Origin of the sequence: Kineosporia mesophila (assembly GCF_021129235.1) — a bacterium.
Lineage (GTDB): Bacteria > Actinomycetota > Actinomycetes > Actinomycetales > Kineosporiaceae > Kineosporia > Kineosporia mesophila.
The window spans coordinates 633,493-648,628 of the sequence record NZ_JAJOMA010000001.1; the positions used below are offsets into that span (position 1 = coordinate 633,493).

Genomic DNA, 15,136 nt, shown 5'->3' on the forward strand with positions numbered 1-15,136 from the left:
AGCTCGCGATCATGCTCATGTTGACGTCTGCTTTACTCACGCAAAAGGTTAGGTGGGGGCCGGCCTCGGGTTTTCGGCGTTCGCAACAAGTTCTCGGAAATCTCACCTGATCGGGCAACTTTCGCGCCCGGTGGCCCGTCTGAGTCGTCGACAGGAACCCGCAGGCGGCGGGACCGGACGGCGACGAAGGGCTGGATCACCACGATGAAGCGACGGGGCAAGCGCGTACTGGGTGTTGGCGGCGCGGCTGCCATTGCAGTGGCTGCGGGGGCGACCGTCGCGGTCGTGAACCTGCAGGGCGCCACGGCGGCGGAGCCCAGCGGCGCGACCGGCTTCGCGGCACAGAACGGCGGCACCACCGGTGGGGCGGGCGGCACCACGGTGAAGGCCACCACGGGCACGCAGATTCACGAGGCGCTGTGTGGCCGCGCCAGCACCAGCACGCCGATCACCATCCAGGTCGCGGGCACGATCACCGTGGCCAACACGGCGAAGGTCTCCGGCAGCGGCTGCAGCACGGCGGCCGGTGTGATCGAGCTGAAAGACATCAGCAACGTCACTCTCGTCGGTGTCGGCAGCAGCGCGGTGTTCGACCAGATCGGTATCCACATCCGTGGTTCCAAGAACATCATCCTGCAGAACCTGCACGTGAAGAACGTGAAGAAGTCCGGCTCGCCGACCTCCAACGGCGGTGACGCGGTCGGTATGGAGTCCACCGTGTCCAACGTCTGGGCCGACCACCTCACCCTCGAGGCCTCCGGCGGTGAGGACGAGGGCTACGACGGCCTTTTCGACATGAAGGCCGGAACCAAGTACGTGACGCTGTCTTACAGCATCCTGAAGAACTCCGGCCGGGCCGGTCTGGTGGGTTCGAGTGACACGGACACGGGCAACGGCCCGATCACGTATCACCACAACTACTACCAGAACATCGATTCCCGCACGCCGCTGCTGCGCGCCGCCACCGCGCACATCTACAACAACTACTACGAGGGCCTGACCAAGTCCGGGATCAACCCCCGTAACGGCGGCAAGGCACTCGTCCAGAACAACTACTTCAAGGACTCGAAGAACGTTCTGGGCACGTTCTACACCGATCTCGGTGGTACGTGGCAGACCTCGGGCAACGTGCTCGACAACGTCACCTGGACCGCGGCCGACAGCGAGAACAAGCCGGCCGGCGCCTCGATGGCGTCCACCGGCACCGTCACCGTGCCCTACACGGCGACGCTCGACGCCGGTTCCTGCGTCCCCGCCGTGGTCAAGGCCACTGCCGGGGCCGGCACGGGCCTGAAGGTCTCGGACGGCACCTGCACGCCGACCAGCGTTCCCACCACCAGCGCCGCGGGCTCCACCACCCCGCCGGTCACCAGCACCACGCCCCCGGTGACGAGCACCACGCCGCCGGTCACCGCCACGACCGCCCCGTCGGGCACCAACCTCTCGATCGGTGCGGGCGCCGACGGCAGCAGCAAGGCCTCGGGCTCCAGCTTCGGCAACGTCATCGACGGCAACACGAGCACCTACTGGTCGCCCAGCGGCAGCACCGGCGACGTCTCGGTGAAGTGGTCGAGCGCCAGGACCGTCGGCTCGATCGTCATCAAGGAAGCCTCGGGCAGCAAGATCACCTCGTGGAAGCTGATCGACGAGACCAACGGCAAGACGATCTCCACGGGCACCAACTCGGGCACCAAGACCTTCACCCCGATCTCGACCAAGAAGCTGACCTTCGAGATCGTCTCCTCCTCGAGCACCCCGAAGATCGCCGAGTTCGAGACCTACGCGAAGTGATCTGAGCTACTGAACCGGCCCCTGCTCAGGGGGTGGTCATGGGTGGTCCCCGGAGTGGGATATGCTCATGGAGCTTCCTGAGCAGGGCAACCGATTCAGGGGCGGGGCTGTAGCGCAGCTGGTAGCGCACCTCCATGGCATGGAGGGGGTCAGGGGTTCGAATCCCCTCAGCTCCACCAGAGAAACCTTGTTCGAACTTGTGCCGTGCTCCATGCGGCCAAGGGAGAAGGCAACAGAGGGACCGTCAATGACGGTCCCTCTGTCTCGTTTGGGGGGACTTGTTTGGTGCGCTCGGGGTGGACGAGGTTCGCGCTGGACATGATCCTTGCCACCTCGACCTCAGGTGGCTTGGTTTAGGTCCATGGGGGGGTCGAGGTGCGCTGCCGGCGACCTTCACGCCGGCTGACGCTCGCCCGGCCGGCATCCACCAGCGCGATGTGTACCAGTGGCGCGATGCTGGGCAGATCCTGGAACTCTCCAGGGGTGTCTTCCGGCAAGCTGACGCCCTGCGCCGTCCTGCCCCGACTTTCTCGCTGTGGCTCGTCGGGCTCCGGGCGCCACGATCTGCTTGGTCTCGGCAGCGTCGGTCTGGGACCTCACCGGCGAACTGCCCGCAGCCGTGAGTATCGCCGTCCCTCGGGGAGCCCGTTCCCCTCAGATCGCCTTTCCTCCGGTACTCGCTCGGCTGGCCACGAGCGCGCATCGGGACCGGTTCGTCCTCAAAGGCGGTCTGCTGCTGGCCGCGCTCAATGCCCGGCGCCCCACCGTGGATGCCGATCTGATGGCCACACACCTGAGCAACGACATCGCCGAGGTCCTGGCCCGGGTCGTCGAGATCGCCGGGGCACCTACGAGATGTGGCGGCGTCGTCTTGGCCAGGACTCCGCCAGCCGGCCGGAGAAGTTTCCTACGCTGGTCGATAGCGTAGGAAACTTCTCCGATCCGCTGCTCCTGAACGAGAGCGGGATCCTTCGCTGGCACGCGCATCCGCGAGAATGGATGAGCTGACCCGGCGACCGCGGCCGGGCATGTGGTCATCGGTCTCGGCTGTCGCTGTCGCGCATCCTGACACCCAGGTTCGTGAGTCTGGACCAGACGGTCTTGGGGGAGCTCGTCGGGGCTTGAAGGGGTCGAACCGGGGGCAGCGGATTGGGCCGCGATCGTCAAAGACGTCACGCATTCGCTCCTCCTGGGCGAGAGCGGCGCCCAGTCCTGGTAACAGCCCGGCGAAGTGCCATGAGTCGTGCGCTCGCGCGGAGAACCGAAAACCTGTCAGCTGTTTCGGTAGGTCTGCACCAGGTCCTCCATTGCGCGCACCGCTTCGTCCGCGTCCGGTAGCAGCTCGTTCTCGGCACGGAACTGCTGGGCCGCCTCGCGGTAGCCGGGTTCGGCCAGTACGGATTCGACGGCCGACCGGATCTGTGCCGGGTCGGCGCGGATGGCGTCCACGGACAGGCCCACTCCGAGGTCCTCGCAGCGGTGAGCGTTATGAATCTGGTCGGCGCCCAACGGCAGTAGCACCAGCGGTACCCCGTGCTCAAGGGCCCCGATGACGCTGCCGGACCCGCCGTGCGAGACCACCAGGTCGCAGCTCGGCAGCAGGAGAGACTGCGGAACATACTGACGGATATGAACATTGGGCGGCTGAGGGCCGAAACGGTCTGGATCGAGCTGTCGCCCGACGGTGACGATGAGGTGGATGTCCAGGTTCTGCAAAGCGCTCAGAACCCGCGGGAACAGGTCCCCGGACTGGGTGTTGAACTCCGTGCCGAGGGTGAAGTAGACGGTTGGACGGCCGGCGGAACGAGTGGGGGGATCGTTCAGGTCGGTTCCGGCGGGCGGGGGCGGCGTGCTTGCGCGCAGCGAGAGAGTTTTTCCGGGAAGGGGATTGGCGGGGTCGCGGTACCGTGGCGGGGATAGGGAGAAGACCAGGTCGCCGTGCAGCCGGCTGAGGTCCGGGTCCGGTGCCAGCCCGTACTCGGCGCGCAGGACGTTCAGCGGCCCGGCCAGGAGATCGGCCCGGACCAGTCCGCCGGCGGCGATCACCAGCACGGTGGAGAGGGGCAGCCCGGCCACCTCGGCGGCGATCGCGCTGCCGTAGTCCATCTCGTCCCGGACCACCAGATCTGGCTTCCAGGAACGGATCAGCTCCAGCAGCCCTGGTACCCGCTCGCGAGCGATGGGACCGCCGAAGCTGTCCCGGGCGTAGGACTCGGCCACATCCCGGGTGACTTCCAGGATGGGGACGATGCCCGGGTAGAGGACGCGGGCGGCATCGATCGGGACCGAGGTGAAGCCCTCGGCCTGCACCGCGTCGATGACCAGGGGGTCGTCGCGGTGGGCCACGACCAGGTGATGGCCGCGGCGCCGGGCCGCGCGGACGATCGGGAGCATCGGCAGGAAGTGGCCGGGGCCGCCTGCGAACGTGAAGAGGATTCGCATCGAAGGCTTGATCTCCAGAGTTGACGGGGCGTCGCGAAACGTATCGGGTCGTCCATCGCACGGTCCCGGATCCGCACGGTGAACTCCCGGCGAGCTGTGGCCGTGCTCACGGTGAAGAGGCTGACCGACGTTGGGGATGGGTATGCCTGAGGAGAAACCCGGGGGGCCGCCGGCCGGGACCGGTCGGGCGACTGCCCAAGCCTGGCACGAACTGCTGCTGCGGGTGGCCGGGACCGTTTCGGACGACCTGATCAGCGAGGCCCGGGGCTGGCTGGCCGAGGGACAGTCGGCGGATGTCGCCCAGGCCCTGGGATTCTTCGCCCTGACCGGCCAGGTACCCATGACTGCGGCGGACGCCGCCCTGATGATGAACGAGCTGATCGCCGACGGCCAGGAGTTCGAGGCGCTGGCCGACCTGGAGCTGGTCGGCCCGGACGATACCCGCCCACTGCCCTGGGTGTTCTCGCCCGTACGGATCATTCCCGACGACCCGCCCCAGCTCGTTCCGGTGACGCTCGACCTGACCACTGAACCGGCCGAGGTCGTTCATGACCAGATCGATGCGGCCGCGGTCGTGGCGGTCGCGGCCGAGACGACGGCTGCGGGCCTGTGGCGGGCCTGGCGCGCCCCGATCGACGACGCACCCTGGCCGGCCCCCCGGCGGGTGTTCGTCGTCAGCGTGGTGGCCGACGCCGATCCGGACGAGCTGCCCCGACTGGCCGCCCGGATCCAGCTTGCCCTGCTGGCCGCGGGCGAGGACGCCCCGCAGGTGGAGGTCTGCCAGGAGGACCGGCCGGTCCCGGTCTACCAGACCGCCGCCTGCGCCCACGCCGCCCTGCTGTGGGCGGCCGAGGCCGCGCACCCGATCCAGCTGGCCCGGGTCTTCGACACGGTCGACCCGGAGACCGGGCCGGCGTTCGACGCCGACCACCCGCTGATCGAGGACATCCCTGAGCTGGAGCGCCTGCTGGAGTACCTCGACGCCGCACTCCCGGTCCTGACCAGCAGCGCCACGATGGCCGACATCCTCGATCCGGAGCGTCCGTCGGTGGTTCCCCTGACCTTCCGCACCGACGGCCACTGGGTCTGGACCGACACCGTGAGCTACTACCTGGAGTGGTACGGGCTGGCCCCCGAACCGGATCTGCTCGAGCATGTCCGGGCTTCCGGGGAGCTTCCGCCGCCGGTCTCCGACGTCGCCCTGCACCGGGTCCTGAGCTTCCTGCAGCAATCGGATGAGAGCGAGGGGGTCTGGCTGGTCCCGGAGACCGCCGGCCCGGGGAGATCGGCGGTTCCGGCCTGATCGGTGTCACGCCCGGCCGAGCCGATTGAACCTTGGACGGCTTCCCGCGCGTGCACATGTCGAGACAGCGATTGACCCACGTGTGCGAAGGGAGACGATACTCGATGCCGAAGTGGTGTTCACCGACGTGCTCAGTGCTGAGCACGGCGATCCACACGGTGATGCACGGACCTGCGAGGCGCCGGTGAAGGACGCCCTGGCTCCTCGGGCGGTCCGCCCGGCCCGACCCGACTCGGCCTTCGTCGTGCCGTCGATCAGTCGCGTCCACCTGGTGATCCAGGCCTCCGATCCGCTGACCTACGCGGGCCTGTCGCAGCACGTGGCCCGGCGCCCGGACATCGAGCTGCTGCCGACCGACCGGCTGGCGGACGCGGATGTCGTCGCGGTCGTCGCGACCACCGTCACTCCCCGGGTGATGGAGCAGATGCGCCGGGCGGCCGGCGATGGCGACCCGAGGTTCGTCCTGGTCCTCGAGCGGTTCGGCGATCTCGACCTGCTGGCGGCCGTCGAGATCGGCGCCGTCTCGGTGCTGTGGTGGGCGGAGGCCACGTCCGACCGGTTCGCCCAGGCCGTCGTCACGGCCGGGCGGGGCGGCAGCGAACTGCCCCCGGATGTCCAGGCCCGGCTGGTGACGGACGTGGCCGAGCTGCAGCGGGAACTGCTGGCGCCGCTCGGCCTGACCCCCGGGGGCCTGAGTCGGCGTGAGGTCGACGTGCTGCGTTGGATCGCCGACGGTCGCGACACCGCCGAGATCGCGCGGAAAATGCTGTATTCGGAGCGGACGGTGAAGGGCATCCTCTACGGCCTGATGTCCCGGCTGCACCTGAAGAACCGGTCGCACGCGGTCGCCTACGCCCTGCGGGCAGGCATCCTGTGAGCGCCGTCCAAGGTCGGGGAGTTCTGGTTGCCCGGGTCGGCCCCGGCTTCCCCAACATCGCGTATTACGGCCGCCCTTGCGCCGTTTCGAGGAAGGCTACGGTGTGACGACTCAGGTTCTGGTGGTCTCGACGGACCAGGCGGATGCCTACCGGACGATCGGCGCGGCACTGCAGAGCGCCCGTCCGGGAGCCGTGATCTCGGTGCGGGCCGGGCGGTACGAGGAGAACCTCGTGATCTCCAAGATCGTCACGATCGCGGCGGACGACGCGCGCGGCAGTGTGCGGATCTCGCCCCGGCGGGGCGTGGTGGTCCGGGTGGTGGCCGAGGCGGTCAAGCTCAGTGGGCTGGTCATGCAGGGCCAGGACCCGGAGGTGGCCGCGGTGGAGATCACCCGGGGCCAGACCGCGATGGACGACTGCGAGGTGATCGGCGGCTCCTGGGCAGCGGTGGTGGCGCGGCCGCAGGGTTCGGTCGCGATGCGCGGCTGCCGGGTGACGAATGCGCAGGGCGCGGGCATCGTGGACACCTCGGACGCGGGCAGCGTGATTGAGGACTGCGTGATCGAGCACCTGGACACCTCGGCGGTGGTGATCGCCGAGAACGCCAAGACCACGGTCCGGCACTCGGTGATGCGGGACGCCCGCGGCAACGGGGTGTGTGTGAACGGGGCCGGCCGGGGGACGATCGAGGACTGCGAGATCTCCGCCACCGACAAGCCCGGGATCGCGATGGAGCAGTCCAGCAGCACGCGGATCCTGCGGACCCGGGTGAGTGACGCCTCGGTCGGGATCTACCTCGGCAGCGAGGCCCGCGTGGTGTTGGAAGACTGCGTGGTCTCGCGGAGCCGGGGGACCGGCATCGCGCTCACCAACGGCACCGATCCGCTGTTGCGGCGCTGCCGCAGTGAACTGTCCGGTGGCTTCGGCATTCACGTCAGCGCGAAGTCTCGCGGGACGTTCGAGGAGTGCGAGGTCAGCGGCTCGAAGAAGGCCGGGGTGTGGGTCGGCGGGTCGTCCGGCCCGACGTTCACCCGGCTGGTGGTGAAGGACGGGTCGGACACCGGGGTGCTCCTGGACGAGGAGTGCGTGGCCGAGTTCGACCGCCTGCGGGTCAATGACGTCGCGGGGGTCGGGATCCGGGTGCGCGGGGGCTCGAACCCGATGATCCGCCGGACCGACGTCACCCAGACCGCCGGGCACGGTGTCGAGGTGGTGGAGAACAGCCGCGGACGGCTGCAGACCCTGGAGATCGAGAACGCCGGCGGGGCCGGGCTGCGGATCGCCGAGGGGGGCAGCCCGCACGTCGGGCAGATGGCCATCCGGGACGCGGCCAAGAGCGGAGTCCTGGTCGGCGAGGGTGGGCTGGCGGTGCTGCGCGACTGCGACATCACCGGATCGGTCGAGGACGGCGCCGTGGTCGAGCCGGGCGGGGATCTCTCCCTGTCCCGTTCCCGGATCCGGCGCAGCCGGCGTCACGGGGTGCTGGTGTCTTCCGGCGCCCGGGCCGCGGTGGGTGGCTGCGAGGTCACCGACAACGGCGGGGACGGCGTCCGGCTGGAGTCGGCCGAGACCGTCTCGGTGACCGATACCACGGTCACCGGCAACCGTGGAAGCGGTGTGCGGCAAACCATTCCGAGTGAGCGGCAGTCGATCGAGAACCTGACCAGCCGGGACAACCGGGTCCCGGACGCGTACGGCACGGTCACCGCGGACGCCGGTGGGCTGGACCTGGCCGGGCAGGCACCGGCCCGGCCGGACCTGGAGGGCCCGATGGCTCAGCTACAGGCACTGGTCGGGCTGGCCGGGGTGAAGCAGCAGGTCTCGTCGCTGGTGAACCTGAACCGGCTGGCCCGCCGCCGGGCCCAGGCGAACATGGCGGCCCTGCCGATGAGCCGGCACCTGATCTTCGCCGGGCCGCCCGGTACCGGTAAGACCACGGTGGCCCGGCTCTACGGCGCGATCCTGGCCGAGCTGGGCGCCCTGCGCAGCGGGCACCTGGTCGAGGTGGCCCGGGCCGACCTGGTCGCCCAGATCGTCGGCGGTACGGCGATCAAGACCACTGAGGTGTTCAACAGGGCGCTCGGCGGGGTGCTTTTCGTGGACGAGGCGTACTCACTCAGCCCGGCCGAGCGTGGCAGCGGCCCGGACTTCGGCCGCGAGGCGGTGGACACGCTGGTCAAGCTGATGGAGGACCACCGGGACGACGTGGTGGTGATCGCTGCCGGGTACTCCACCGAGATGCGTGCCTTCCTGCAGTCCAACCCCGGTCTGGCGTCCCGGTTCAGCCGCACCATCGAGTTCGAGAACTACTCCGACGCCGAACTGGTGACGATCGTCGAGTCGTTCTGCCGGGCGCACGACTACCAGCTCGCCGAGGGTGTCCCGCAGGCGCTGGCGCAGGCGTTCTCGCGGATGGTCAAGGACGAGTCGTTCGGTAACGGCCGGGCCGCCCGGAAGACCTTCGAGGAGATGATCGACCGGCAGGCGACCCGGCTGGCCGAGCAGGAGTCGGTCACCGAGGAGGACCTGCCCCTGATGCTGCCCCAGGACGTCGGGATCCCGCTGGCCAAGGGCGAACTCGGAGACGCCAACAGTGCCCTGCCGGACCTGCTCGCCGGGCTGCGCAACATGATCGGCCTGGCCCGGGTCAAGACCGAGGTGGAGGGCCTGGTCGAGCTGCTGCAGGCGGTGCGCCGCCGCACCCAGGCCGGCCTGCCCGCCCCGCTGATGAGTCACCACCTGGTCTTCACCGGGCCGCCCGGTACCGGAAAGACCACTGTGGCGCGGCTTTATGCCGGGCTACTGGCCGCGATGGGCGTGCTGCCGCGCGGTCAGCTGGTCGAGGTCAGCCGCAGCGACCTGGTCGGCCGGTTCGTCGGGCAGACCGCGCAGCTCACCCGGGACGCGTTCGACCGGGCCCGGGGCGGTGTCCTGTTCATCGACGAGGCCTACACCCTGACCCAGTCGAACAGCTCCAGCGACTTCGGTCGCGAGGCGGTGGACACGCTGGTCAAGCTGATGGAGGACTTCCGTGACGAGGTGGTGGTGATCGTCGCCGGGTACTCCGCGGAGATGGGGCAGTTCCTGGCCTCGAACCCTGGCCTTTCGTCCCGGTTCTCGCGGTACGTGGTGTTCGAGAACTACACCGCGGACGAGCTGACGGAGATCGTCGCCCGGCACGCCCAGGCGGCCGGGTACGAGCTGGCCGACTCCGCCCGCGGGCAGTTGACCGCGCACTTCGCCGGGGTCGCGAACAGCCCGACGTTCGGCAACGCCCGGTACGCCCGGCAGGTGCTGGAGAACATGATCACCCGCCAGGCGGCGCGGCTGAACCGGATCTCGGCCCCGAGCATGGACGAGTTGCGTCGTCTGGAGGCGTCCGACCTGAACGTGCTGGTCTCGTGAGGTCGCGGTCGGCGCACACCGGTCTCGGGCTGGCGGCGGCTGCCGGGCTGCTCCTCACCGCGACCGGGCCGGCGATGGCGGCCGGATCCGCGACCACCCCGGACGGCCTGCCCCCGCGGATCTCCGCGGTGCTCGATCCGCAGGCCGGCTGCGCCAAGTCGTCGAAGGACGCGGTCACGGTCGCCTCGGCGGCGCAGAAGATTCTGATGCCGTCCCAGGCCTGGCAGCTCAGCCAGGGCGAGGGCGTGACCGTGGCGGTGCTCGACACCGGCCTCAGCAAGGGATCCCTGCCCCAGCTGGACGGACAGGTGACGCCGGGCGAGGACATCGTTCGCGGCGGGAAGACCCGCAGGGACTGCATCGGGCACGGCACTTTCGTGGCCGGCCTGATCGCGGCTCGTCCGCAGCGAGGCACCACGGTCGTCGGGATCGCCCCCCAGGCCCATGTCTACTCCGTCACGGTGACCGACGACAACGGTGCCACCAGCCCGGACGTGCTGGCCAAGGGGATCGACGCGGCGGTCAGGGCGAAGGCCCAGATCATCGACGTCTCGGTGGTCTCGGCCCGCTCCAGCGCCAAGCTGAGAACCGCGGTCAAGAACGCGATTGAGCATGACGCAATGGTTTTCGCTCCAGCCGCGGCGGACGACCAGAACCTGGACGGCCCGGTCTACCCGGGATCGCTGCCGGGCGTGATCTCGGTGGCGAACTCCACCACCCAGGCCGCGTCCGACTCCAGTAGCACCACCAAGCCGATGGTGGACGCCGTCCTGGCCGCACCCGGTGATGTCGTGCTGAGCGTCGGACCCGGTGGCGGGGCTTTCGTGGGGAGCGGGACGGCCTACGCGACCGCCCTGGTCGCGGGTGCAGCGGCATTGATGGACGCGTATCACCCGGGTCTCACCCTGGCTCAGCGCACCCGTCGGCTGATCACCACGGCGTACCCGGCTTCGCCGGGTGACCCGGTGGTCGACCCGTACGCGGCGCTCTCGCAGATCCTGCCGGGTGAGGGAGCAACAGCTCTACCGCCGAAGGTTCCCACCACTCAGGTGGCGCCGCTTCCGGCGCCGGACATCGATCCGGTCTGGTACCCGAGCCTGACCATGGCCGCCATTGCCACCATCGCCGCGCTGGCGGCCCTGGGCGCGGTGATCACGGTGACCCGTGGGCGGGCCCGTGGCTGGCGTCCCCGAGCGGCCTCGCCGCCCGTCCATCGATCGATCTGATCGGTCATCAGGGAAACCGGCCCCCGGTGCGGGACCGGGGGCCGGTTTCCATGATTACTGCGACGATTCGCTGTTCGGCCGCACCGCTCTGTCGTCCAGTTCCTCTTCCGGTTCCCTCGGCGTGGCCACCGCCGTCTGAACCTGAATGGTCCCTCGCCGGGTGATGTGCAAGGCCCGGCCGACCGGCAGCTGACGGGGCCGGACGCTGCCGACGATGTAACCCTCGGACGGCGGGCAGGACAGCTGGAGGGTGGGCGTGTTGACCTCGAGCAGACGCCGCATCAGCGGGTCACTCATCGCCCGGGCCGCCCCGTTCGCGCTGCGAGCGACGACCAGGTGCAACCCGATCTCGGTGGCCTGCGACAGATAGTCCAGGAGCGGGGCGAACGGGCTGTCCAGACCGCCGGAGATGAGCTCGTAGTCGTCCACGACGAAGAACATCTGCGGGCCCTTCCACCAGTCCCGCCGGCGCAGCTGGGCGGGGGTGATCTCGGGTCCGGGCACGCGGGTGGCGAGCGCCCGGGCCGTCCCCTCGACGATCTGGCGGACCATGTCACCGGACACCGCGTACCCGAGCCGGTGCCCCTCGTCCACCGCGTCGTACAGCTCGCGCCGCAGGTCCACCACCGCCACCCGGGCCTGGGCGGGGTCGTAGCGCTGGGAGATACCGGCCGCGATCAGCTTGAGCAGGTTGGTCTTCCCGGTCTCGGCGTCGCCGATCACGATCAGGTGCGGGGAGAGCTCGAAGTCGTGCCAGAACGGTGCGAGCTCGTTCTCCTCCAGCCCGATCGCGATCCTCATGTCCCCGGTCGGCATCGGCAGAGTGGCCGCCTCGACCTGGAACGGCAGCATCCGCACGGGCGGCGCGGGCGGGCCGGACCACCATTCCCGGACGCTGTCGACCAGCCCGGCCACTCCCTGGCTGAGGTCGTCCACGCCCGGGTTCCCGTCGATCCGGGGCAGACCGATCATGAAGTGCAGTAGTTCCTCGGTGATCCCCGCACCCGGCCGCTTCGGGACGGTCCGAGCCGCGCGCATGTTGATCAGCGAGTCCACCGGGTCACCGAGCCGCAGCTCGAACCGGGTACCGAGCTGGTCGCGCAGCGAGGTGACGACCTCGCTCCACCGGCCGGCGGAGACGATCAGGTGCACGCCGTAGTTCAGGCCACGCCCGGCGATCAGGGTGAACGTCGGCACCAGGGCGTCGAAGTCCTGCTTGATCGTGTTCCAGCCGTCGACCACCAGGAAGACGTCCCCGTGAGGCTCGTCGGGCAGTTGCCCCTCGGCCCGGCGGCGCCGGAAGTCGGTCATCGAATCGATGCCGTGCTGGGCGAAAAGGTGCTCGCGGCGGGTGATCAGCGAGGTGATCTCGTTCATCGTGCGCTGGACCCGCTCGATGTCGTGCCGGCCGGTCACCCCGCCGACGTGTGGCAGGCCGGCCAGTCCGGTCAGGGTGCCGCCGCCGAAGTCCAGGCAGTAGAACTGCACCTCGCGCGGGGAGTGGGTGAGCGCGAGGCCGGCGATCATCGTCCGGACCAGGGTGCTCTTGCCGCTCTGCGGGCCCCCGGCGATGCCGACGTGCCCGCCGCTGCTAGACAGATCTGCCATCAGCAGGTCGCGGACCTGCTCGAAGGGCCGGTCGATCAACCCGACCGGTACCTTCAGCCGTCCCTGGCCCGGCCGTTCCACCGTGCTCAGGCCGCGTTCGGGGTCCGGGGCCAGCGGTGGCAGCAGCTCGTCCAGGGTCGGTGGCACGGTCAGCGGCGGCAGCCACACCTGGTGGGCCGGTGGACCGGAGTCGAGCAGGCGTTGCGCCGCGACCTCGAGCAGGCTGCGCAGATTGGCCTGGACCTCAGGTTTGACCGGGGTGGCCCCGGGCGGTGGGGTGGGAGGTGCGGCCGGCGTCACGTAGTCGACGCCGTAGGCCATCACCTTGGCCGCCACGACGGCCGCCTCGACGCGTGCCTGCAGCTGGTACGCACCGGAGACGTACGCGGCCCGGAACCGGGTCAGGGTGGTGACGTCGGTGCGGATGAAACCGTTGCCGGGCTGCGACGGCAGCTGGTAGGCGTCGGGCACGCCGAGCACGCCGCGACTCTCCATCGCCGAGAACGTCCGCAGACCGATCCGGTACGACAGGTGCGACTCCAGCTGGCTGGTACGACCCTCGTCCAGTCGCTGGGAGGCAAGCAGGAGGTGCACCCCGAGGCTGCGTCCGAGCCGGCCGATCATCACGAAGACGTCCATGAACTCCCGGTTGGCAGCCAGCAACTCACTGAACTCGTCCACCACCAGGAACAGACTGGGTAGCGGTTCCAGGGAGGCGCCGGAGGCGCGGGCCGCCTCGTAGTCGAACACCGAGCTGTAGTTGCCGGCCGAGCGCAGGAGCTCCTGCCGGCGCATCAGCTCGCCCTCGAGCGAGTCCTTCATCCGGTCGACCAGCCCGGCCTCGTCGGCCAGGTTGGTGATCACGGCCGAGGTGTGCGGCAACCGGTCCAGGCCGAGGAAGGTCGCACCGCCCTTGAAGTCGACCAGGACGAAGTTGAGCGTCTCCGACGAGTGGGTCAGGGCCAGGGCCAGCACCAGGGTGCGCAGCAGCTCGGACTTGCCCGAGCCGGTGGCGCCGATCAGCAGGCCGTGCGGTCCCATCCCGCCCTGCGAGGCCTCTTTGATGTCGAGTTCCATCGGCGTGCCGTCGGCGGTGATGCCGAGCGGTACCCGCAGCCGTCCCGGACCGGACCGGCGCCTGGCCCACAGCTGGGCCAGATCGAGGCTGAACAGGTCCGGGATGCCCAGCAGCGTGGTGAGTTCCAGGTCGCTGGACATCGGCTCGGCGATCTCGGTGGAGGTGCTGATCCGGAACGGTGCCAGGGTCCGGGCCACGGTGGTGGCCGGCCCGATCGCCAGGCTGTCCGGGGACCCCAGGTCGGTCAGCGTCTCGGTGCCGGCCGGATCGGTGTCGACCATGTGCAGCCGGCCCGGCTTGACCTTCAGCACCAGCGAGCGCCGGGCCGTCTTCGGGGCGACCGTCCGGGACATGTCGATCAGCACTGCGTTCCGGTAGCCCTGGACGATCAGCCGGTGGCTGGAGTGCAGCATCTCGTCGCTGTCCAGGACGATCACGGTGTACGGCTCGTCCGGGCTGGGCGGCACGTCCGGGTCGAACGGGGCCCGGCCGGCGAAGTCCGCCCCGAGCAGGTTCTCCAGCCGCCCGGAGTTGTCGATCATCAGCCGGACCGGACCGGCCGCGTCGGTCTCGTGCAGGTGCAGCGAGTGCGGCAGCCACTTGGTCCATTCCCACTCGTCCCGCCGGTCGTCCCCGGCGATGACGACGATCTGCAGGTCGTCGGGGGAGTGGGCGACCGCGAGCTGACAGAGCAGGGCCCGCACCATGGCCCGGGAGACGGCGAGGTCGGTGGGGTCGTCCCAGCGCAGCACCAGCCGGGCGTAGGCCCGCAGGTAGGCGGCGATCGGCTGGTCGGCCACGGTGCCGTAGGCGTGGATGAAGCGCCGCAGGGCGTGCGCGCTGAGCGGTTCCAGGTCCTCGATCAGCTTGGTCTGCATCGGGGCCAGGGTCAGGCCGAGTCGTTGCGGGCCGATGCCGATCCGGGCCTCACCGAAGTCCGGGTGCACCGGGCGGCGCTCCCAGAGCCGGGAGGTGCGGGCCACCGAGCTGAGCGAGTCCGGGTCCGGGTGCCCCCAGGCCTGCGACTCACGTTGCTGGTCGATTGCCTTGCGGACCTGGCGGCGCATCCGGGACAGGTACCGCAGGTAGTCCCGGCGCTCGTCCCGCATTTTCCGCTTGCGGTCGCTGGCGCCCTTCATCAGCTGGGTGAACATCATCGCGACGGCGGACAGACCCATCAGGCCCAGCGCGATGTAGATCAGCGGTCCACTCTGACCGGGCCGGATGAAGATCAGCACCATGCCCATGGAGCCGAGCGCGGTCGGGGCGTAATACATCATCGAGGAGAGACCGCTGTTCTCCTCCGGCAGCGCCGGGGGTTCTTGCAACTGCAGTTCACCGCCGGGCATGCGCGGGCCCTGCCGCCGGGGCGGGCGTTTGAAGAGAATTACGCTCACGGTGATGG

Annotated in this window: 9 protein-coding genes and 1 tRNA gene; 8 read left to right on the top strand and 2 right to left on the bottom strand. The window is 69.6% G+C overall.

The window, feature by feature from the left end; genetic code table 11:
• Positions 1-204 precede the first annotated feature (204 nt).
• The 4 genes from LR393_RS02380 to LR393_RS02390 all read left to right on the top strand — a co-directional run bounded on the left by LR393_RS02380 (position 205) and on the right by LR393_RS02390 (position 2,719).
• Positions 205-1,791 (top strand): pectate lyase family protein, encoded by a 1,587-nt coding sequence (locus tag LR393_RS02380; RefSeq protein WP_231481267.1) that lies wholly within the window; start codon positions 205-207, stop codon positions 1,789-1,791.
• A 103-nt stretch (positions 1,792-1,894) separates the two neighbouring features.
• Positions 1,895-1,970, top strand: a tRNA-Ala gene (locus tag LR393_RS02385).
• Positions 1,971-2,087: 117 nt separating this feature from the next.
• Entirely contained in the window at positions 2,088-2,414 is a 327-nt protein-coding gene (locus LR393_RS36880) for a type IV toxin-antitoxin system AbiEi family antitoxin domain-containing protein (RefSeq protein WP_407937282.1), read from the top strand.
• On the top strand, positions 2,327-2,719 hold the full coding sequence (locus LR393_RS02390) for a nucleotidyl transferase AbiEii/AbiGii toxin family protein (protein ID WP_231481268.1): 393 nt from the start codon (positions 2,327-2,329) through the stop codon (positions 2,717-2,719). Before LR393_RS36880 ends, LR393_RS02390 begins: the two co-directional genes overlap by 88 nt.
• A gap of 344 nt (positions 2,720-3,063) precedes the next feature.
• Here the strand turns inward: LR393_RS02390 and LR393_RS02395 are convergent, their stop codons facing one another.
• Positions 3,064-4,233: a glycosyltransferase gene (locus tag LR393_RS02395; RefSeq protein WP_231481270.1), complete on the bottom strand. Its 1,170-nt coding sequence runs from the start codon at positions 4,231-4,233 to the stop codon at positions 3,064-3,066.
• 142 nt (positions 4,234-4,375) lie between these two features.
• On the opposite strand from LR393_RS02395, the gene LR393_RS02400 reads away from it, so the two are divergent.
• From LR393_RS02400 to LR393_RS02415, 4 genes are all read left to right on the top strand, one after another.
• Positions 4,376-5,536 (top strand): hypothetical protein, encoded by a 1,161-nt coding sequence (locus LR393_RS02400; protein ID WP_231481272.1) that lies wholly within the window; start codon positions 4,376-4,378, stop codon positions 5,534-5,536.
• An 82-nt stretch (positions 5,537-5,618) separates the two neighbouring features.
• The gene (locus LR393_RS36110) at positions 5,619-6,413 is read left to right on the top strand and encodes a helix-turn-helix transcriptional regulator (protein ID WP_231481274.1); all 795 of its coding nucleotides are present in this window, start codon (positions 5,619-5,621) and stop codon (positions 6,411-6,413) included.
• Between the two features lie 103 nt (positions 6,414-6,516).
• A complete protein-coding gene (locus LR393_RS02410; RefSeq protein WP_231481276.1) occupies positions 6,517-9,819 on the top strand; it encodes a right-handed parallel beta-helix repeat-containing protein in 3,303 nt (1,100 codons plus the stop codon).
• On the top strand, positions 9,816-11,045 hold the full coding sequence (locus LR393_RS02415; RefSeq protein ID WP_231481278.1) for a S8 family serine peptidase: 1,230 nt from the start codon (positions 9,816-9,818) through the stop codon (positions 11,043-11,045). The genes LR393_RS02410 and LR393_RS02415 overlap by 4 nt, the downstream gene beginning before the upstream one ends.
• Positions 11,046-11,099: 54 nt before the next feature.
• Here LR393_RS02415 and eccCa read toward each other — a convergent pair whose 3' ends face one another.
• Entirely contained in the window at positions 11,100-15,080 is a 3,981-nt protein-coding gene (gene eccCa, locus LR393_RS02420) for a type VII secretion protein EccCa (RefSeq protein WP_231481280.1), read from the bottom strand.
• Between the last annotated feature and the right edge of the window lie 56 nt (positions 15,081-15,136).